A 20,449-nucleotide genomic window follows, 5' to 3' on the forward strand; every position below is an offset into this window, starting at 1 on the left:
GTATAATAATTATGTTAAATAAAATTTCTAATATGGATGATATAGATCCAAAATTCAAACATAAAAATACAATAAATTATAAAGAGGGATTTTTTACAACGTTACAAAGTGAAGAATTTAATAAAGGAATTAATGAAAACGTAATTAGAGCTATTTCAAAAAAAAGATTAGAACCAGCATGGATGTTAAAGTTTAGATTATCAGGGTATCATGCGTGGAAAAATATGAAAGAACCACATTGGTTAAAAGGACATTACGACAAATTAGACTACAATGCTTATAGTTATTATTCAGCTCCCATTTGCACTGCAAATAATCAAAACAATAAACAAAAAAACGATCCAGTAAATACTTCAGATAAATCTAAATTTTTAAATAAAGAAGTAGAAAAAACATTTAATAAATTAGGTATACCACTCAATGACGAAGGGCAAGTAGCAATTGATGCGATTTTTGATTCTGTTTCTGTATCTACTACATATCGACAAACTTTATTAAAAAAAGGAATCATTTTTTGCTCTTTGAATGATGCTATTCATGATTATCCTCACTTAGTACAAAAATATTTAGGAACAGTAGTATCCTTTAATGATAATTTTTTTGCTGCATTAAACGCTGCAGTAATGTCTGATGGAACTTTTATATATATTCCTAAAAATGTACGATGCCCTATGGAATTATCTACATACTTTCGCATAAATTCAAAAATCACTGGCCAATTTGAGCGTACAATTTTAATTGCAGATATAGGTAGTTATGTCAGTTATATTGAAGGATGTTCAGCTCCAGCCCATAATAATTATCAGCTTCATGCAGCTGTAGTAGAAGTTATCGTGTTAAAAAATGCTCAAGTCAAATATTCAACAGTACAAAATTGGTTTTCTGGAAACACGAAAAACTCTAAAAACGGAATTTTAAATTTTGTTACTAAACGAGCATTATGCGCTGAAGAAAATTCTAAAATGTCTTGGACCCAATCTGAATCCGGATCCGCTATAACTTGGAAATATCCAAGTATCATTTTAAAAGGTAATAATGCTGTTGGAGAATTTTTTTCAGTAGCTATCACCAATGGATTTCAACAAGCTGATACTGGTACAAAAATGATTCATCTTGGAGAAAATACTCGTTCTACTATTATTTCAAAAGGAATTTCTGTCGGTAATAGTCAAAACACTTACCGAGGATTAGTGAAAATTATGCCAACTGCTTTTCACGCACGAAACTTTACTCAATGTGATTCCATGTTGATTGGCAACAAATGTGGGGCTCATACTTTTCCGTACATAGAATCTCATAATAATACCGCTCAACTAGAACATGAAGCCACAACCTCAAAAATTAATGATGATCAATTATTTTATTGTAGACAACGTGGCATTACTGAAGATAATGCTATTTCTATGATTGTAAATGGATTCTGCAAGGAGATATTATCAGAATTACCTTTAGAATTTTCTGTTGAAGCTCGTAAATTATTAGAAATAACCTTAGAGCATAGTGTAGGATAAAATCATAGTTTACATTAAAGATAATATATTTTTAATTCGACAAAAATTTCATAAATATCAGAGGAATAAAAAAGTGCTACTATCAATACAAAACTTAAATGTTAATATACAAGAAACATCTATTCTTAAAAAGTTCAATTTAGAAATTAATTTTGGGGAAATACATATAATTATGGGACCCAATGGATCTGGAAAAAGCACATTATCATCTGTCATATCTGGTCAACAAAATTATATTGTTACTAATGGAAAAATTTTATTTAAAGGAAAAGACTTGCTATCATTAAAACCAGAGGAACGCGCAGGAGAAGGAATTTTTGTAGCATTACAATATCCGGTAGAAATTCCAGGTATTAGCAATCAATTGTTTTTATATAGTGCTGTTAACGCGCTTAGAAAATACAGAAAACAACCTCCTATAGATCGTTTTACATTTCTTAATTCTGTTCAAGAAAAAATGAAATTATTAAAAATGCCTGAAGATTTATTATCTAGATCAGTAAATGTTGGATTTTCAGGGGGAGAAAAAAAACGAAATGATATATTGCAAATGATGATGTTAGAACCCATATTATGCATTTTAGATGAAACAGATTCTGGATTAGATATTGATGCTATCAAAATTGTTTATAATGGACTTAATTTTTTACGTAATAAAACACGAGCATTCATCATTATCACTCATTATGAAAGAATTTTAGAATATATTAAACCAGACTATGTACATATTTTATATAAAGGTCATATTAGGAAATCCGGAGATCTAACATTAGTCACCAAACTCGAGGAAAAAGGTTATGGTTGGATATGTTAAGGATAGTAAAACTCAAATATTGCGCCAATGGTATCTATTATTCAAACAACAACATAATAATTGTCTTTCTAATGCAGATATCAAACATTGGGAATTTGTAAAAAAATATAAAGCAACAGATAATACATATAATCTTAATAATTTTAATTTCTTTGAAAATTTGTCGAAATATCATTTTATAATTAATTCAAATTTAAATATTGATATATGTCTATACAATTCCATAAAACTTCCTATCGACTGTTATCGTGTGGTATTTATTAATGGGCAATTTTCCTTCAAATTCAGCGATAAAATAATTGATCCATGGATATTAACAATCCATCAAGGTTCTAAGCGGTATAACATATTTAATCCTCCCATTTGTCCAACAATGTTCTCGTATTTAACTGAATGTTTAAGTGATACTACAATACATATAAAATTACCTAAATCAATTGAAACAAAAAAACCATTATATTTACTACATATTAATTCAGGCACTAAAATACCTAATCAGTTATCTCTATCGAATTCTCACTATTATTTAGAAACAGAACAATACACTAACACATCTATTATAGAACATTTCGTTGGTATAAATGAAAATAGTTATTTGTTTAATACTAGATCATCCATCCTTATAGGCAAACAATCTAAACTCAATCATATTAGTTTAATATATGAAAATCAATCCAGCTATCATATATCAAATCAGGATATCAATATCAATAGTTGCGCTCATGCAAATAGCAACGTATTTATTATTTCAGGTTCTAAATTTACATCCCATCAAATAAATTCTAAAATTAATCACTCCCAATCATTTTTATCTTTAAATAGTTTAACTATTTTATTAAATAAAGAAATTGGTAAAATACAAACATATGTAGAACATAATAATCAAAATCATGCTACAAGTGAGCAATTACATAAAATTATAGCAAATGATCATAGTACTGGAGTATTTCAGGGTTTAATTAAAGTCAATAAAAATTCTATAAAAACTGATAGTAAAATGACTAATAATAATTTATTATTAAATAAATCTGCTTCGGTATATAGCAAACCAAAGCTCGAAATTTATTCCGATTCTGTTCAATGTGGTCATGGAGCAACAGTAGGATGTATTGATATGAATCATGTATTTTATTTAAATACACGAGGTATTGTAAAAAAAGATGCAATTAATATGTTAATTTATGCATTTACTATAGAAATTACAAAAAACATTACGCACCCGTTTCTGCAAGACGTAACAACACAAAAAATTAATCATATCTTATCAGGAATGTAATATGACAGTCGATTATCCCATAAAAAAAATAAGATCAAATTTTCCTATACTAAATAAAATGATTAATAAATATCCATTAACCTACCTGGATAACGCTGCTACTACTCAAAAACCTGATGTTGTTATCGAATCGCAAGCTTATTATTATAGAAATGAATGTTCTTCTGCTCATAGAAGTGTGCATAGTTTAAGTACTTTATCCACTGATTACATGGAAAAAACTAGATTATATGTAGCAAATTTTATTAATGCATCTAAATCAGAAGAAATAGTTTTCGTTAAAGGAACAACCGATGCTATTAATTTAATTGCCAACAGTTGGGGTCGTAATTTCATTAATTATGGAGATAATATTTTAATTAGTGAAATGGAACATCATTCTAATATTCTACCATGGCAAATTTTGGCAAAAGAAAAAAATATTAAGTTAAATTATATCCCGTTATTATATGATGGATCGTTAAATTTAACTAAATTATCCACATTGATAGATCACCGAACGCGGTTGGTATCAATAACACATATGTCTAATGTTGTGGGTATAATTAATCCATTAATTGAAATAATTAATATAGTACATACTAAAAGTAATGCGATAATATTAATAGATGGGGCTCAAGGTATTGCTCACCAATTAGTAGATGTACAAAAATTAAATTGTGATTTTTATGTATTTTCTGGACATAAAATATATGCTCCATCTGGAATTGGAATAATGTATGGAAAATCAGAATTACTAAAAAAAATGAAACCATGGATAGTAGGGGGTGGAATAGTTAAAGATGTCAGTTTAACACAAAATGCAACATTCATAGATTCTCCATGGAAATTTGAATCAGGTTCTTCTAATGTTAGTGGAATCGTAGCTTTAAGAAATGCTATTAAATATGTTAATTCTATAGGAATAGAAAATATTTTTAGACATGAAACCCAATTAATGTCTTATACAAGACATATGTTATTGAAAAAAAATTTAAATTTAATGCTATATAATAAAAATAATAAATCAAGTAGTATGATTGCCTTTAATTTTAAATTACATAATTCCTATGATATAGGAACATTGTTAAACCAATATGGGATTGCTATTAGGACAGGCCACCATTGCGCAATTCCTTTAATGAATCATTTTAAGGTTTCTGGAATGTGCAGAGCTTCTTTTGCTATGTATACTAATACAGAAGATATAGACCGTTTTATAGATGGACTAATTCGAATACAAAATTTATTTATATAAAATAATTTATTTGATTGTTGAAAATTTTAATTAATTAAAACAGCACAAAATGCTCCCTACAAAAAATCAATTGTTAAAAAATTTTTATAGTTGTGCTAATTGGGAAGAAAAATATCTATATATAATAGATCTTGGAAAATTGCTCCCAATCTTTCCTGAAAGATTTCGAACAACAAAATATTTAATCAAAAATTGCCAAAGCAATACTTGGATTGCTTTAATCCCTATTTTAAATAAGAAGCCCGATCAACATTTAAATAAAAATCAAAATACGTCCTTTGTAAAGTTTTATGGAGATAGCGATTCTGTCATTATTAAAGGAATTATTACAATAATCTTTATCGTATATCAAAATTTAAGCATTGAATCTATTATAAATTTTGATATACGACATTTCCTCACTCAATTAGCGCTAAATCAACATTTAACCATATCCAGATCCCAAGGGGTATATTCTATACTAGATGATATTCAAACTCAATCAAACAACTTATTATTATCAAGTTCAAAAACTCACCTTACATAATCCCCCTAACACAATAAGTTTATTAACTTAATAAAAGTCTCATATCCTTTTTTACATTATTAAACTAAATTATATTTTTATTTACGATATAAAGATATTTGATTATCAAGTCGTTTGTTAGCTCTATGTGCTTCATTTTTAGCTTGTTCTATTTCAGGTTTTAAAATATCAACATTGCTATTTAGCTGATCTAATCTAGTACTTAATTCTTGTACTTCTGCGGATAACTCCGTTATTTTCGTAGTACTTGCACAACTTACTAAAATTAAAGTACTGAAAACTGTCACAAAATACATTAATATTTTATTATTCATTTTTACACTCCAAAAAACGATTAAATTTTAATTACCTCATTTTATCTTAACCTTCATTTACCAAATAATCAAACTTTAATATTTATTAATATAAATAAAAAACGAATCATTGTAATATTAAAATTATCGATTTTTTCTTATTGTATATACTTAATATATTATACACATTATAATTTTTGACTTATTATGCGTTCTAATGGATTTGAACCATTGACCTCTACCATGTCACGGTAGCGCTCTGTCCATCTGAGCTAAGAACGCATACAATAAAATTATTTATTTAAATCTCTTATTACTATTAAAAACTTATTTAAGATTAACATTTAAATCTAGTAACATATCATCATGTATCATGATTAATTAAATGTAAAACAAATACAAAATAATAAATTAATTGTATTAATAATTATATAATAAAATTGGTAATTTTTATACTCAATACAAGACAATCATAATTTTATTTATCACAAGAATCTGTTACACTGCCATATATATGAATTTTATTACTAAAAAGTAGTTTGAGAATATGTTTTCAGGTATTATACAAGCTGTAGTTCCTGTACATCAAATTTATAAAGAAACAACTCACTTTATAAAATATACAATTAAATTTCCCCCTCATTTACTTATTAAATTAACAATTGGCTCTTCTATCTCCAACAATGGATGTTGTCTCACAGTAGTTTCTATTAATCAAAATTTAGTCAGTTTTCATATAATACATGAAACATTAAAATTAACTAATATGAATAAATTAAAAATAGGAGATTTAATTAATATAGAAAAGTCAATACGTTATAATTCAAGGATCGGAGGCCATTTAATGAATGGGCATGTTGATTGCACAGGAGAAATAAAAAAAGTAATAAATTTTAAAAAAAATAAAATAATATGGATTAAAATAAACAACAATTACTTTCAAAAATATATTATACAACAAGGATCTATTGGAATTGATGGAGTAAGTTTAACAATTAACAAAATTTTAAACAACTATATACGTATTTGTTTAATTCCACATACAACAAACAATACTACACTTGGAATAAAAAAGACAGGGAATATAGTCAATATTGAAATTGATTTCATAACTAAAATTATTACTAATACTACAGAAAAAATATTGTATAATGCAAATTATACCTTAATAAGGAAATAAAAATTTTTATCACCAAATATTATATATATGCTATAACTGGAAACATCACAATGAACAATACAATAAAAACAATCAAACAACAAATTAAAACACATCCAATCCTTTTATATATGAAAGGAACTCCTAATATATTTAAATGTGGATTTTCTTCAAAAGCTTCTCAAATCTTATCTGAATATATAAAATCTTTTGTATATATAGATGTTTTAGTACATACAGACATTCGATCAGCTTTACCAAGTTTTTCTAATTGGCCAACTTTTCCTCAATTATGGGTAGAAGGAAAATTAATAGGAGGATTTGATATTCTTTCTGACATGCATCAAGATGGAAGTTTGAAAAAACTTATTGACCCAATTAAAATAAAATACAATTTGGATTAATTAAAAATGTAAATAATTATTTAATCTGTGTCAAGCTTAATTTTAATTATATACATTATCCAAATCAATTATTAATACTTGATGATGGTGGCCATCCTCCAAGTCGTTTCCATATGTTTACTAATTCGCAAAATAAAATAGCAGTTTTTTCAGTATCATATAACGCAGAATGCGCTTTGCTTTTATCAAAAACAATACCGGCATGTTTACAAGCTGTAGCTAAAACTGTTTGACCAAATACTAATCCACTCAAAGCAGCAGTATCAAATGTAACAAAAGGATGGAATGGATTAACATTCATATTATTATTAGTATCACTAATACGTTCTATTGCAGCCATTATAAAACTATGGTCAAAAGAAGCATTATGAGCTACTATTATGGCCTTATGACATTCATGGATTTTAATACCCATATTAACCATTTTAAAAATTTCATTTAAAGCTTCTTGTTCTGTTACCGCAAACCGCAAAGGATTATTTGGATCAATTTTATTAAGAGCCAATGCTGAAGGGTGTAGATTAGCCCCAGGAAAAGATTTAATATTAAAATGCAAAACGTTATCCATACACAACCAACCATCTGAATCCATTTTTAAAGTAATTGTTGCAATTTCTAATAAAGCATCAGTATTAGCATTTAATCCTGCTGTTTCTACATCAATAACAACAGGATAAAAACCTCTAAATCTTGATTTTAAAGTATTATTTTTTTTATATTTATTCGTCATAAATCACTATAAAAATCAATTATACAATAGTATTCTTATTCATCAATTAAAATTCTATTGTAAACTCACATACAATAATATAATAAAATTACTCTACTACAATAATCAATTTTACAATAAATTCCACATCATCATGATAATGTTAAAATCCTAAAAAATATTATCAATAAAATTTAATTTCTATCCATACCTAAGAATCATAAAATATTTCATTTGCTTTAAAAATTAACATTATATATCAACTTATAGTACCTAATTTTAAAATAATTATCTATAATAATAAATATATGTTATATTCATACTTTATAAGTCATACTATATATGTAGAATATATATGATTTAAATCATAATTATAAATTATTTGTTTAAAATAATTAAAACTATAATTATATAAACTATACAAAATCATATCTGTATTAAAAATAAAAAATCAAAAAATTATATAATAAAATTCAAAAATTTTAGCAAAAGGAGAAAATAGATTGGAATCATCATTGGGGTCAAATTTAGCTCGCCTTGTTAAAATGTGGCGTACCTTAATTGATTATCGTTTAAAACCACTAAAGCTTACACAAACTCATTGGATTACATTATATAATATTTATCAATTACCTCCAGATCAGTCCCAAATTCAATTAGCAAAAGCTATAGGCATTGAACAACCATCTTTGGTCAGAACATTGGACCAACTTGAATTAAAAGGTTTAATTGTTAGAAATACCTGCCCTAATGATCGTAGAGCAAAGCGCATCACATTGACTCCAAAAGCAAAACCTATTATCATTAAAGTAAATCAAGTTATTAATATGACTAGAGTCGAAGTCTTTAATGGATTTACTTGCAAAGAAGTACATGAATTTAATAGTACTTTATTTAAATTAGAAAAAAATATAACGACTTTATATAACAATTCTTAATTATTTTTAAATATATATCTAATAATATTAATTTATAATAAATCAAAATATATAGAAATTTTAATTTTTGATTATTAGATCAAACCCATAATAAAATAGGTCAGAAATTTATCTACTCTAGATTATTCAAGAAAATTTATATTAATTATTTAATCTAATTGCTGTCTGTGTTAAAATTAATTTGAAGTATTATATTAAATAATGAAATCAGCTATATTTTATACGGAAAATATATAATTTAATACTAAATAATGATAATCAATTCATTTGAAATTTTCAATACAAGAAGAGAGTACAACTTAGGAACATTACGAAGATCAAATTTAACCACCAATCCTATGGATTTGTTTTCTAAATGGCTGCAAGAGGCTTATCTAAAAAAAATACCTGATCCAAATGCAATGTGCATATCAACAGTGGATCGTACAGGACAACCATTTCAACGACTAGTATTATTAAAATATTTTAATGATGAAACAATGATGTTTTTTACAAATTTGAAAAGTCGTAAATCCATACATTTAATTGATAATCCTAAAATAAGTTTATGCTTTCCTTGGAGTATAATAGATAGACAAGTTATCGTTACGGGTAACGTTAATAAACTTTCTCAAAAAGAAGTGTCACAATATTTTTATACAAGACCAAAAAATAATCAAATTAGTACTTGGGCGTCTAGACAATCCTCTATTGTTTCATCTCGCAATATATTCGAAAACAAATTTTTAAAATTTAAAACTAAATACTTAAACAAAAATATTCCGTTTCCAAAATTTTGGGGTGGATATAAAATCTATATCAATAGTATTGAATTCTGGCAAGGAGGAATGTATCGATTGCATGATCGCTTTATATATAGAAAAAATAAAAAAAAATGGTCTGTTGATCGTTTATCCCCTTAAAGTGTAATTATTATTTATAATATTTATTATATACGAAAATTTTCAAAATATTGTTTATAATAATTAAATTACTTTATAATGTAATTATATTTATTATGGAATTAATATACATGAAAACTTATAATTCAATTACTAATGTTGACGTGATAAATTATTTATATGAACGCGGATTTATAGCTCAAATTACTAATAAGAACATATTAAACTCAATATTACAATCAAAATCAATAACCTTATACTGTGGATTCGATCCTACTTCTGATAGTTTACATATTGGTCATTTAGTTCCACTACTATGTTTAAAAAAATTTCAAAAATTTGGACATAAACCGATAATTTTATTAGGTGGGGCTACAGGATTAATTGGTGATCCAAGTTTCAAAGATTCTGAACGTCAACTAAATCCAATGAACACAATTCAACAGTGGATCGAAAAAATTAAGTCACAAATTTCTTCATTTATTGATTTAAATAGTAAAAATCATCCTCACAACATTCATATTGTTAACAATTACACATGGTTTTCCTCTACAAATATTTTAACATTTTTAAGAGATATAGGAAAATTTTTTTCTATAAATAAAATGATAAATAAAGATTTTATAAAAAAACGCTTAAAAGAAGATAATTGTGGAATTTCTTATACTGAATTTTCATATAATTTAATGCAAAGTTATGATTTTTTTTATTTATATAAAAATTATGGAGTAATATTACAAATTGGAGGTTCAGATCAATGGGGCAACATCATATCTGGTATTGACTTAATTAGACGTATATACAACAAAAAAACTTATGGCATTACAGTGCCTTTATTAACAACTATAAATAACATCAAATTTGGAAAAACAGAAAAAAATACAATTTGGATTGATCCAAATAAAACTAGTCCATACAAATTTTACCAATATTGGTTAAATATTGATGATAAACAAGTATGTTCTTTTCTGAAAATATTTACAGATATGAATATAGAACAAATTAATTTTTTAGAAAAAAAAATGAATAACAACTATTTTATTCCTATCACTAAAACAACACTGGCAGAAAAAATAACTAAATTGATACACGGAAAACAAGGATTAAAATCAGCTCAACGTATTACAAAAAATATCTTTTATGATCACCCCCTTGACTTAACTTTAGAAGATTTTAATCAACTAGCTAAAGATGGAATTCCTAGTATTATACTGAAAAAAGATATTACATTACAACAAGCTTTAGTAGAATCAAAATTAGCAACTTCTAAATCTCAAGCTCGATATTTTATTGAATCTCATGCTATTACAATTAATAAAATCAAACAGCTAAATAAACAATACATTTTTAATAATACTGATAGACTATTTAATTCTTATACATTATTAAAAAAAGGGAAAAAGCATTCTTGTTTAATTCAATGGAAATAAATTATAAAAATTTGTGTATTACAATAACAATAATATCAACAATTTTTTATAATTATTCAATACAACATTAAAAACCAAAAAATTTTTTCATGTCAAATTCACATAAACTATTAATAACACAACTATTACAACTGGGTTTTTTAGCATGACATGTATTTCGGCCATGTCGTATTAACCATAAATGACAATTTTTTTTAAATTCTCTTGGTACTACAGAAATCAATTTCTGTTCTACAGCAGCGACATTATTCCCAATTGCAAATTTACTTCTATTACAGAATCTGAATACATGAGTGTCTACAGCAATAGTAGGCCAACCAAAAATTACATTTAAAATAATACTAGCAGTTTTTCGACCCACTCCTGGTAATGATTCTAATTCTTCTCGATTTTCTGGTAAAAACCCATTAAATTTTTCTATTAACAACTGACAAATTTTTATTATATTAACTGCTTTAGAATTAAATAATCCAATGGATCTAATATAATATCTAATTCTATTGATTCCAAGAAATAACATATCCTGAGGAGTATTAGCAACTTGAAATAAACTTTCAGTTACTTTATTAACTTGAACATCTCGAGCACGTGCTGATAATAATACTGCAATAAGTAATTCAAATGGAGAATGATAAATCAACTCAGTATCATAAGTTGTGATATTAGCATTGTAATCTCGTAATTTACATAAAATTTGGTAACGTTTAATACGATTCATATTATGCGAGTAATAAAAACTTTATTGTTTAAATAATTTATATGATTGCTGTAAAAAATTTAACTGTAAAATATAAAAAAAATTTAATACAATATTGACAAATTACAATAATTTAGTTTCAGTAGGATGAATCATGTTATCAGGATTAACCCATTCATCAAATTGATCTTCAGAAATATATCCCAATTTTTCTGCTGCAGTTTTTAAAGTTACTCCCGTTAACTCAGCTTCTTTAGCAATTTGCGCTGATTTTTCATATCCAATATGCAAACTCAATGCAGTTACTAACATTATCGATTTATCTAATAACTCTTTTATTCGCTTAATATTTGGTTGTAATCCAACAACACAATAATCATGAAAATTTCTTATCCCATCTGATAGTAATCGTACTGATTGTAAAAAATTATAAATTATTAATGGCCTATACACATTTAATTCTAAATTTCCAGATGCTCCTCCAATCCCTATGCTAACATCATTACCCATAACTTGACAACATAACATGGTCATAGACTCGCATTGAGTAGGATTAACTTTACCAGGCATCATCGAACTCCCAGGCTCATTAGCTGGAATAATTATTTCCCCAATTCCACATCGGGGGCCAGATGCTAATAATCGTATATCATTTGCAATTTTCATCATAGATGTAGCTAATCCTTTTAATGCTCCATGACTATGAACTAATGCATTACATGTAGATAAAGATTCAAACTTATTTGGTGCACTTACAAAAGTATGATTAATTAAACGAGATAATTCAAGTACAACTCGTTCATCATATTCTGGATGCGCTCCAAAACCAGTTCCTACAGCTGTTCCTCCTAATGCTAATGTACTTAAATAGGGAATATGAAGTTTAATATGATCTATATCTTTTCTTAACATAAAATCCCATCCGGAAATTTCTTGACCTAAAGTGAGTGGAATAGCATCTTGCAGATGAGTACGGCCAATTTTAATAATATCACGAAACTGAATAGATTTTTTTAATAAAGTTTTTTGCAATATTTTAACTGTAGGTATTAATTGTTCCTTTAAACTGATAATAATTGCTATATGCATAGCGCTGGGAAAGACATCATTAGAACTTTGACTTTTATTAACATGATCATTTGGATGTACTAATAATTTTTTTTTGTTTCCTAATTTCTTTTTTAGTAATTCATTAGCTCGATTAGATAAAACTTCGTTTATATTCATGTTACTTTGAGTACCTGATCCAGTTTGCCAAACTGATAACGGAAATTCACTTTCATGGATTCCAGATAATACTTCATCTGCGGCTTTAATAATAGCCTCAGATCTGTTAAAATCAAGTAATTTTAAATCGAAATTTACTTGAGCAGCAGCACGTTTAATAAACGCTAGTGACTTGATTAATTCTAAAGGCATTTTTTCGTAAGAAATATTAAAATATTTCAATGATAGTTCTGTTTGAGGTCCCCATAAGTTATGAGATAAATCTAAAGATTTATGAATTAACTTAGTATATTTAGTCATTATTATTATAAAATATTGAATTATCGTTTTAATAATGTAAATATTATATGTTATTCAAAATAAACGCAATGAATTGTTAATAACTTAAAAAAATCTACAATATTTAATTTAAACACAATTATAATTTTATATGAAATTTTATATATATTTATATGCTATATTTATGCTTCCTATGATGAAAATATGTAATGCAAACAACGTCAATGCGCATAATGCTTTTATTAATTCTCTTATACCAATTAGTATAAACAGTGATATAGATCACTTATACAAAAATGAAATTTTATCAAATAAATTTATACGACTAATTAATAATAATAAAGAAGATATCAATCTTAACAACGCCCATAAATTTTATTTATATCGTATGTATAAAAATAATATTACCAATACACTCCAATATAATTATAAAGTTTTACCTTTTTTTTACCATTATAAAAATGATAATCAATTTCGAATACAACTTAAAAATGATTCAATTAACATATTACGTGTTATGCATAAATATTTATGGAATCATATATATGGAACAACATTATCTTTTGTTCAAGCAGGTATAAAAAAAACTGTTTCTAAAGAAAAAATTGCAATTTTAGGAATCGGAAAAAGACATGTACATAATAATAAACATGTTATAGGATGTAATTCTTTTATTTATTTTCCTATATTTAATCGACAAACACATCCTTACTTTTTAAATTTAGGAGGAGAATATTGGTATAATAATTTAGTTTGTTTATTTAAGAGCTATTATACTATTAATAGTACCCCCAACTTTTATAAACCTTTTTGTTTCTACACGTCTTATATATATCCAAAAACCGGATATCAAATATGTATAGAAAATAAACTTCCATATATCTCAGAACTAAAAAGCCAAATAAAAATAGAAAAATTTATTTACAGGAAAAAAAATAATAACATATTTGATTGCATCAATAAGCACCATAATCATTGCTTATATATTAATTTAATATATACTCCTATTCCCTTATTAGATATTAAAATTGACAATTTATTCATACAAAAAAAATATTATGATACTACTTGCTCTATATCATTAAATTATCAATATAATATACCATTTCAACAACACATTAATAATAAACAATATTTGTATAATCAAAGTAAATCAATAATTTCAAATAATTTAAATGCTATTTTAGAACCCTTTATACCATCTTCCAAATTGTGTATGATTAATTCAACTAATAATTATGGTATTATTGATTTATCTAAATCTAATCAAGAAATTACTGGATATCCTGGAGAGATAAAATTAATCAAAATAATTGGAAATAATCATGAATCAAATTTAACATGGGACATGCAAAATTTTTATAATCAAGGGGGTCAAATGTTACATGTAAAACATGATATGTATGCAATTTCATTTCCTAAAATTCCTTTAGAAAAAGAAGTGTATATTTTATTCTCTAAAAATGAGAATCATAATTGTACAAATAATTCAATTAATCACATTAAACAAAAAATAAAAATTTTAGTAAATAATTATGCTCAAACAACATTAACCTCTCAATTAAATAATACCTTATTGTTTAACAATGATAACATTAGTAATAATCAGTCTACATTATTATCTGATTCTACTAATAATTTAGTAAAATCAGATGAAAACCATGAAATTTACACGAATACAATAACTACTCATGATAATAATAAAGTTATTAATTATTATTACCCTATTACAGAACAACAAAAAAACCAAGATACTAATGATGTCGATGTTTTACACGATAATCACAATACAACAACATCAGAAAATTCACTTAATAAAACAATAGATGGTATTCAAGAAAAATCAAATTCCAATTCTATCTCTTTGTCACCTCCTCCACCACCTCCTATGCCTCTACAACTTTATTCAACACAAATAGAAACAAAATTATTACCAAAAAAAATATATAATGATGATTCAGAGTTATTTTTAATCTCAAAATCAACACAACCTTCTCAACTTGATGAAAAATTAGAAAAAAACACTGATAACTCTACTATTACGATAACTAATATTAATATTCCAACAACTAGCAGGAATAACTCATGTATAAAAAATGATGATAATTATCATCAATTAAAAACGAATAATAGTAATAATAATCTATCTTATCTTATACCCATGCACAAACAATTTAAATTCTCATCAATCAATTCAGATGAATATATTAAAAAATTGGAAAATTCTATACTAGAACGTAAGAAGCTCAGATGCACAAGTGAAATGGAAAAAATACTTAGCAAACTACACTTATCATCATCATTTTCTTCTATTGAAGACTCTGTAGAGACAAACGATAGTTCTGATAATTTTAGTACTTCGTCTACTAACACTCAAAATATAAACACAAAAAAAAATTAATAGCGAAATAGACCCTGCTTTACTGTTTAATTATCGAGTTTCATCCTATTTTTCTCTACTGAGAAAATTATTTTTTATACCCAACCATTCATCATTATTTGTTTTACACTTCTTACTACATATTCCAAATAAATTTATAGCTCTTTTTACATTATAAGAAACAATATCATCAATAGTTTTAGGATAAGTATAATATGCAGGAACTGGGGGCATAATAATCGCTCCAATTTCAGAAAGCTGAACCATAGTGCGTAAATGTCCTAAATGTAATGGAGTCTCTCTAACTATTAAAACCAATTTTCGTTTTTCTTTTAATATTACATCTGCCGCTCGACTAATTAAAGAAGATGTTATCCCTGATTGAATTTCTGACATAGTTTTAATAGAACAAGGAGCTATTAACATTCCTAAAGTTTGATAAGAACCACTTGATATAGCTGCACCAATATCTTGAGAAAAATACACAAAGTCTGCTAATTTTTGAATATCTTGCCTAGTAATATTCATTTCATAACGTAAAGTGATTAAAGCATTTCTAGTGAGTATCAAATGAGATTCTACATTACACTGTTTTAACATATATAACGCTTTTATTCCATAAATACCTCCGGAGGCTCCTGATATTCCTACAACTAAACGCAATTTTTGATTCATCTTCATCCTAAATCACCGATCATATATTATGTATATAATTATAATAACAACAATAATTAGCTTAATAAATTAAAAATAATTTTTAATTTACCTTGTTGATCAACATATATTTTATTACTTATTAGCTTGTTTTTTTAAAAATAACTTGTTAACATATTTTAATGATTCTACAGTATCTACGCTAATAATATTCGATGTATTATTATGAATGATAGATACATGTATAGTCTCTCCTATCCATAACACTCGTAATTGTTCAAGATTTTCAAACTCTTCTAACGGACTTTTATCCCATTGCGAATAATGCTGAAGAAAATCAGCTCGATATGCATAGACTCCAATATGCCTTAACCATAACGAATTTATGATTTCTCCCGAATAATTATTCTCCTTAACCCAAGGGATCATAGATCTAGAAAAATAAAGAGCATTGTTATACATGTTTATTACTACTTTAACAATATTACAGTCTTTAACCTCATAATAATATTTTATAGGAGAAGCCAAGGTTGCTACTCTAATGTTATTTTTTTTAGATACTGCATATATAGATCTAACTACTTGATGAATCATAAAAGAGGAAATTAAAGGTTCATCTCCTTGCAAATGCACAATAATTTGTTTATCTTTAAATTTATGTAAAGTAACTACCTCTAATAAACGTTCTGTGCCAGATTTATGTGTAGATTTAGTTAAGCAAACCTCAACTTTATCCTTTAATAAAGAATATTCTGATTCAATTACTTGTTGAATACGAATATTATCAACCGCTACAATTATTTTACTTGCTTGACTAGTTAAAGCTTGTTCTATGACTCGAATAATCATAGGCTTCCCTTGAATATCAGCCAACAACTTTCCTGGGAAACGAGTTGAAAAAAATCGAGCCGGTATTATAATTATAAAATTCATAAATACTCACAATTTTTTATTAATTTTATTGGCTGAATTTTTTAATAGAACTGGAATGCCCTCTTTTATTGGAAAAAACACCTTATCAATGAAACAAATTAATTTAGTTTTTTTTAAATTTAAAAATAGTTTTTTATGGCAAATAGGGCATACAATAATTTCTAGTAACTTTTTTTTATTATCTAATAATCTAGGCACATCCAATATAGTATATATATCAATTAATAAAATTTTACTACCACGATTAAAGCTAGCATATTAATTTACTACTTATTATTAAACTGCTTAATTGTGCCCTCCACACTATATAGTAATTTTTCAGTATCTGAAGGATGTATTTCCACATCTATATATACATACCACCAATTTTTATGAGCAAAATTCAAACATTTTACAGCATCTTTTTCGGTCATAAACAATACTTCATTATGGGAAACAAGAGCAGTCAACATTTGTTCAGAGTACACATGATGATCAGAAAATGCAACAGTTTTAATAGGAATAATTCCATTCTTTTTTAATGTATTAAAAAATTGATTAGGATATCCAATTCCTGCTATAGCTACAACATTTTTAAAAGCTCTAATAGTTTTTTTTTCTCCAGTTACAATATTAATGACTGCGCTAGGATACAATTGCATTAATATCTCTCCTGATTTAATAGAACCATTACTATCTGCTTTATTTACAATAATTGCTTGAACAGTATTAAGTCTAGTTATTCGCTCTCGCATAGGACCTGCTGGTAACCAATATCCATTTCCAAATCGAAAAGAATTATTAATAATTACCCATTCTATATCTCTAAACAATGCATAATGTTGTAACCCATCATCACTAATTATAATATCCAAACCAGATTGTACTTGTAATAAAGCTAATACAGCATCTACTCTTTTAGGAGAAACAGCAACTAATACACCTGTACGTTTCCAAATTAACATTGGTTCATCACCACATTCATTACTACTTGTCAGCTCATTCACTATAATTGGGTATTCATTGGATTTACCTCCATAACCTCTAGAAACTACCCCAACCTTCCATCCCCGAATCGTTAATTGTTTTATTAACCATAACACCATGGGTGTCTTTCCATTTCCTCCTGCAGTTAAATTTCCTATCACTATTACTGGTACTGAAAATTTATAGATCTTACGCCAACCGTATTGATAACTAACACGATTCAAAATACTTAATAAACCATATATCCAAGATAGCGGTAATAAAAATAAACAACATAAAGATGAATTAAACCAAATACGAAAAAACATTAAGAAAACTGTAATTTATATAATTGTGCATAAATACCTTGCAAACTTAACAAATCTATATGTACTCCTTGTTCTATAATACACCCGTTTTCAACAACTAAAATCTCATCTGATTTTTCAATAGTAGATAATCTATGTGCTACAACAATTAATAATTTTTTATTTTTTTTTAATACATCCAAAGATTGATAAATCATGTGTTCTGATTCAGAGTCTAAAGCAGAAGTAGCTTCGTCTAAAATTAAAATAGGACAATCCCTTAGTAATGCTCGAGCTATAGCAATTCGTTGACGTTGTCCATTTGATAATAATATTCCATTTTCTCCTACAATAGTATCTAAACCATATTTCATCTGAGAAATAAAATCCATAGCACACGCCATGCGAGCTGCCGTTTCTATAGAATCTCTGGAATAAAAATGCTCTCTAGCATAAGCAATATTATTTGCAATAGTATCATTAAATAAATATACATTTTGAGTAACCACGGCAACTTGATCGCGTAAAGAAGAAAGAGTATAATCGTTTAAATTTAATCCATCAAGCAATATACGACCTTGATAAACATTATAAAAACGAGTCAACAAATTAACAATGGTAGATTTTCCTGATCCAGATCTTCCAACTAATGCTACAATTTGTCCTGATTTAAGGGTACAGTTAATATTAGACAAAGAAGGAGTATTTTTTTCAGGATAAAAAAAAGTAACATTATCAAAAATAAGATCACCTTTTACTTTATTAACATGAAAGGTACCTATGTTTATTTCTGTTTTTAAGTCTAAAATCGAAAATAAAGTTTGACAAGCTGCCATCCCTTTTTGAAATTGAGCACTAACATTAGTTAAAGATTTAAGAGGTTTCATCAAAGCTATCATAGATGAAAAAATGACAGTAATTGTTCCCGCGCTAAGAATTTCCATAATTCTAGGGATACTAGCAATATATAACACACAAGCTAAAGCTAATGAGGCAATAAATTGAATTAATGGCTCAAAAATAGATGACACTTGTACCATTTTCATACTATATTGTCTCATTTGATTACTGAAATAATTAAACCGTTTCTGTTCAATATGTTGACCGCCAAATATCAATATTTCTCTATGTCCCTTAAGCATTTGTTCAACCCTATTAGCAATCTGACCCATAGCGTTTTGAATTTTTTTACTAATTTCTATGAATTTATTGAATACTAATTTTAATCCAAAAGAAATGACTGGTATAATTAGAATTAGAATTAATGATAATTGCCAACTGTAATAAAACATTACAAAACATAATCCAACAATCGATGCTCCTTCTCGAATCACAGTAATTAAAGCTCCAGAAGAAGAAGAAGCAACTTGATCTGCATCATAAGTAATATGAGATACTAACGTAGCTGTAGATTGTTTTACGAAAAATGAAACTGGCATATTCATAATATGTTTGAATAAAAGACGTCTAATTTTCATTACCACTTTTCCAGACACCCAAGATATACAGTAAGTTGATATAAATCCACTTACTCCACGAATGCTCATCAAACCCATTAAAGCTAATGACATCCATACAAATACATCTCTATTAGCTTGTCCGAAACCATCATCCAATAACGGTTTCAATAACGCTAACATTAAGGCATCGCTCATTGCATTAATAACTAAAGTAATTGATGCAGCAATTAACCCTAACTTGAAAGGAAAAATAATAGGCCAAAGACGCTGAAAAGTTTTCCAAGCGGACGAAGAACAGCTATTATTAAAATAACGCATTTATATACCTAAATAGCAAACTTAATATATAATCAACACATTGATACATACTCACTGATAAATCAATAAC

General features: G+C 26.6%; 20 protein-coding genes and 1 tRNA gene. 11 read left to right on the forward strand and 10 right to left on the reverse strand.

The features are described from left to right. Positions 1 to 11 precede the first annotated feature (11 nt). From sufB to BVAF_RS01815, 5 genes are all read left to right on the forward strand, one after another. Complete coding sequence (gene sufB, locus BVAF_RS01795) at positions 12 to 1,511, forward strand: Fe-S cluster assembly protein SufB (protein ID WP_013516681.1); 1,500 nt, start codon at positions 12 to 14, stop codon at positions 1,509 to 1,511. 73 nt (positions 1,512 to 1,584) lie between these two features. Beyond that, the gene (sufC, locus tag BVAF_RS01800; protein WP_013516682.1) at positions 1,585 to 2,325 is read left to right on the forward strand and encodes a Fe-S cluster assembly ATPase SufC; all 741 of its coding nucleotides are present in this window, start codon (positions 1,585 to 1,587) and stop codon (positions 2,323 to 2,325) included. Continuing rightward, positions 2,309 to 3,601 (forward strand): FeS cluster assembly protein SufD, encoded by a 1,293-nt coding sequence (locus tag BVAF_RS01805; protein WP_013516683.1) that lies wholly within the window; start codon positions 2,309 to 2,311, stop codon positions 3,599 to 3,601. The genes sufC and BVAF_RS01805 overlap by 17 nt, the downstream gene beginning before the upstream one ends. Before the next feature lies 1 nt (position 3,602). Next, the gene (locus tag BVAF_RS01810) at positions 3,603 to 4,838 is read left to right on the forward strand and encodes a SufS family cysteine desulfurase (RefSeq protein WP_013516684.1); all 1,236 of its coding nucleotides are present in this window, start codon (positions 3,603 to 3,605) and stop codon (positions 4,836 to 4,838) included. A 49-nt stretch (positions 4,839 to 4,887) separates the two neighbouring features. Continuing rightward, complete coding sequence (locus BVAF_RS01815; protein WP_013516685.1) at positions 4,888 to 5,364, forward strand: SufE family protein; 477 nt, start codon at positions 4,888 to 4,890, stop codon at positions 5,362 to 5,364. A 77-nt stretch (positions 5,365 to 5,441) separates the two neighbouring features. Here the strand turns inward: BVAF_RS01815 and BVAF_RS01820 are convergent, their stop codons facing one another. Then, entirely contained in the window at positions 5,442 to 5,678 is a 237-nt protein-coding gene (locus tag BVAF_RS01820) for an LPP leucine zipper domain-containing protein (protein WP_013516686.1), read from the reverse strand. A 187-nt stretch (positions 5,679 to 5,865) separates the two neighbouring features. Further along, a tRNA-Val gene (locus BVAF_RS01825) sits at positions 5,866 to 5,939 on the reverse strand. Positions 5,940 to 6,204: 265 nt separating this feature from the next. Here BVAF_RS01825 and BVAF_RS01830 point away from each other — a divergent pair. Together BVAF_RS01830 and grxD are read left to right on the forward strand one after the other, a co-directional pair. Continuing rightward, positions 6,205 to 6,837, forward strand: coding sequence for a riboflavin synthase (locus BVAF_RS01830; protein WP_013516687.1), 633 nt, complete (start codon positions 6,205 to 6,207; stop codon positions 6,835 to 6,837). 50 nt (positions 6,838 to 6,887) lie between these two features. Then, positions 6,888 to 7,220, forward strand: coding sequence for a Grx4 family monothiol glutaredoxin (gene grxD, locus BVAF_RS01835; RefSeq protein WP_013516688.1), 333 nt, complete (start codon positions 6,888 to 6,890; stop codon positions 7,218 to 7,220). A 64-nt stretch (positions 7,221 to 7,284) separates the two neighbouring features. Here grxD and rnt read toward each other — a convergent pair whose 3' ends face one another. Beyond that, on the reverse strand, positions 7,285 to 7,950 hold the full coding sequence (gene rnt, locus BVAF_RS01840) for a ribonuclease T (protein WP_013516689.1): 666 nt from the start codon (positions 7,948 to 7,950) through the stop codon (positions 7,285 to 7,287). A gap of 482 nt (positions 7,951 to 8,432) precedes the next feature. Between rnt and slyA the strand changes: the two genes are divergently transcribed. The 3 genes from slyA to tyrS all read left to right on the forward strand — a co-directional run bounded on the left by slyA (position 8,433) and on the right by tyrS (position 11,178). Further along, positions 8,433 to 8,867 carry a transcriptional regulator SlyA gene (slyA, locus tag BVAF_RS01845; RefSeq protein ID WP_013516690.1) on the forward strand — a complete coding sequence of 145 codons (435 nt, stop codon included), beginning with the start codon at positions 8,433 to 8,435 and terminating at the stop codon, positions 8,865 to 8,867. Positions 8,868 to 9,118: 251 nt separating this feature from the next. Continuing rightward, a complete protein-coding gene (gene pdxH / locus BVAF_RS01850; protein WP_013516691.1) occupies positions 9,119 to 9,769 on the forward strand; it encodes a pyridoxamine 5'-phosphate oxidase in 651 nt (216 codons plus the stop codon). Between the two features lie 128 nt (positions 9,770 to 9,897). Then, positions 9,898 to 11,178, forward strand: a complete 1,281-nt coding sequence (gene tyrS / locus BVAF_RS01855) for a tyrosine--tRNA ligase (RefSeq protein ID WP_044026195.1) — start codon at positions 9,898 to 9,900, stop codon at positions 11,176 to 11,178. Positions 11,179 to 11,245: 67 nt separating this feature from the next. On the opposite strand, the gene nth is transcribed toward tyrS, so the two are convergent. Continuing rightward, positions 11,246 to 11,896: an endonuclease III gene (gene nth / locus BVAF_RS01860; protein ID WP_013516693.1), complete on the reverse strand. Its 651-nt coding sequence runs from the start codon at positions 11,894 to 11,896 to the stop codon at positions 11,246 to 11,248. A gap of 102 nt (positions 11,897 to 11,998) precedes the next feature. Next, on the reverse strand, positions 11,999 to 13,402 hold the full coding sequence (gene fumC, locus BVAF_RS01865) for a class II fumarate hydratase (RefSeq protein ID WP_013516694.1): 1,404 nt from the start codon (positions 13,400 to 13,402) through the stop codon (positions 11,999 to 12,001). A gap of 130 nt (positions 13,403 to 13,532) precedes the next feature. On the opposite strand from fumC, the gene BVAF_RS01870 reads away from it, so the two are divergent. Further along, complete coding sequence (locus BVAF_RS01870; RefSeq protein ID WP_044026130.1) at positions 13,533 to 15,782, forward strand: inverse autotransporter beta domain-containing protein; 2,250 nt, start codon at positions 13,533 to 13,535, stop codon at positions 15,780 to 15,782. Positions 15,783 to 15,827: 45 nt separating this feature from the next. Here BVAF_RS01870 and BVAF_RS01875 read toward each other — a convergent pair whose 3' ends face one another. From BVAF_RS01875 to msbA, 5 genes are all read right to left on the reverse strand, one after another. Next, complete coding sequence (locus BVAF_RS01875; protein WP_013516696.1) at positions 15,828 to 16,436, reverse strand: UbiX family flavin prenyltransferase; 609 nt, start codon at positions 16,434 to 16,436, stop codon at positions 15,828 to 15,830. A gap of 114 nt (positions 16,437 to 16,550) precedes the next feature. Further along, positions 16,551 to 17,348 (reverse strand): 3-deoxy-manno-octulosonate cytidylyltransferase, encoded by a 798-nt coding sequence (gene kdsB / locus BVAF_RS01880; protein WP_013516697.1) that lies wholly within the window; start codon positions 17,346 to 17,348, stop codon positions 16,551 to 16,553. A gap of 6 nt (positions 17,349 to 17,354) precedes the next feature. Continuing rightward, complete coding sequence (locus BVAF_RS01885) at positions 17,355 to 17,546, reverse strand: Trm112 family protein (RefSeq protein WP_044026196.1); 192 nt, start codon at positions 17,544 to 17,546, stop codon at positions 17,355 to 17,357. A gap of 68 nt (positions 17,547 to 17,614) precedes the next feature. After that, entirely contained in the window at positions 17,615 to 18,622 is a 1,008-nt protein-coding gene (gene lpxK / locus BVAF_RS01890) for a tetraacyldisaccharide 4'-kinase (protein ID WP_013516699.1), read from the reverse strand. Then, entirely contained in the window at positions 18,622 to 20,379 is a 1,758-nt protein-coding gene (gene msbA / locus BVAF_RS01895) for a lipid A ABC transporter ATP-binding protein/permease MsbA (protein ID WP_013516700.1), read from the reverse strand. The genes lpxK and msbA overlap by 1 nt, the downstream gene beginning before the upstream one ends. Between the last annotated feature and the right edge of the window lie 70 nt (positions 20,380 to 20,449).

The organism is Candidatus Blochmanniella vafra str. BVAF, assembly GCF_000185985.2.
Classification (GTDB): domain Bacteria; phylum Pseudomonadota; class Gammaproteobacteria; order Enterobacterales; family Enterobacteriaceae; genus Blochmanniella; species Blochmanniella vafra.

What these genes read in the sequence shown, in the direction of transcription:
- sufB (WP_013516681.1), top strand. Translation starts at nt 12, where the DNA reads ATGTTAAATAAAATTTCTAATATGGATGATATAGATCCAAAATTCAAA.
- BVAF_RS01805 (WP_013516683.1), top strand. Translation starts at nt 2,309, where the DNA reads ATGGTTGGATATGTTAAGGATAGTAAAACTCAAATATTGCGCCAATGG.
- BVAF_RS01810 (WP_013516684.1), top strand. Translation starts at nt 3,603, where the DNA reads ATGACAGTCGATTATCCCATAAAAAAAATAAGATCAAATTTTCCTATA.
- BVAF_RS01815 (WP_013516685.1), top strand. Translation starts at nt 4,888, where the DNA reads ATGCTCCCTACAAAAAATCAATTGTTAAAAAATTTTTATAGTTGTGCT.
- BVAF_RS01820 (WP_013516686.1), bottom strand. Translation starts at nt 5,678, where the DNA reads ATGAATAATAAAATATTAATGTATTTTGTGACAGTTTTCAGTACTTTA.
- BVAF_RS01830 (WP_013516687.1), top strand. Translation starts at nt 6,205, where the DNA reads ATGTTTTCAGGTATTATACAAGCTGTAGTTCCTGTACATCAAATTTAT.
- grxD (WP_013516688.1), top strand. Translation starts at nt 6,888, where the DNA reads ATGAACAATACAATAAAAACAATCAAACAACAAATTAAAACACATCCA.
- rnt (WP_013516689.1), bottom strand. Translation starts at nt 7,950, where the DNA reads ATGACGAATAAATATAAAAAAAATAATACTTTAAAATCAAGATTTAGA.
- pdxH (WP_013516691.1), top strand. Translation starts at nt 9,119, where the DNA reads ATGATAATCAATTCATTTGAAATTTTCAATACAAGAAGAGAGTACAAC.
- nth (WP_013516693.1), bottom strand. Translation starts at nt 11,896, where the DNA reads ATGAATCGTATTAAACGTTACCAAATTTTATGTAAATTACGAGATTAC.
- fumC (WP_013516694.1), bottom strand. Translation starts at nt 13,402, where the DNA reads ATGACTAAATATACTAAGTTAATTCATAAATCTTTAGATTTATCTCAT.
- BVAF_RS01870 (WP_044026130.1), top strand. Translation starts at nt 13,533, where the DNA reads ATGAAATTTTATATATATTTATATGCTATATTTATGCTTCCTATGATG.
- BVAF_RS01875 (WP_013516696.1), bottom strand. Translation starts at nt 16,436, where the DNA reads ATGAATCAAAAATTGCGTTTAGTTGTAGGAATATCAGGAGCCTCCGGA.
- kdsB (WP_013516697.1), bottom strand. Translation starts at nt 17,348, where the DNA reads ATGAATTTTATAATTATAATACCGGCTCGATTTTTTTCAACTCGTTTC.
- lpxK (WP_013516699.1), bottom strand. Translation starts at nt 18,622, where the DNA reads ATGTTTTTTCGTATTTGGTTTAATTCATCTTTATGTTGTTTATTTTTA.
- msbA (WP_013516700.1), bottom strand. Translation starts at nt 20,379, where the DNA reads ATGCGTTATTTTAATAATAGCTGTTCTTCGTCCGCTTGGAAAACTTTT.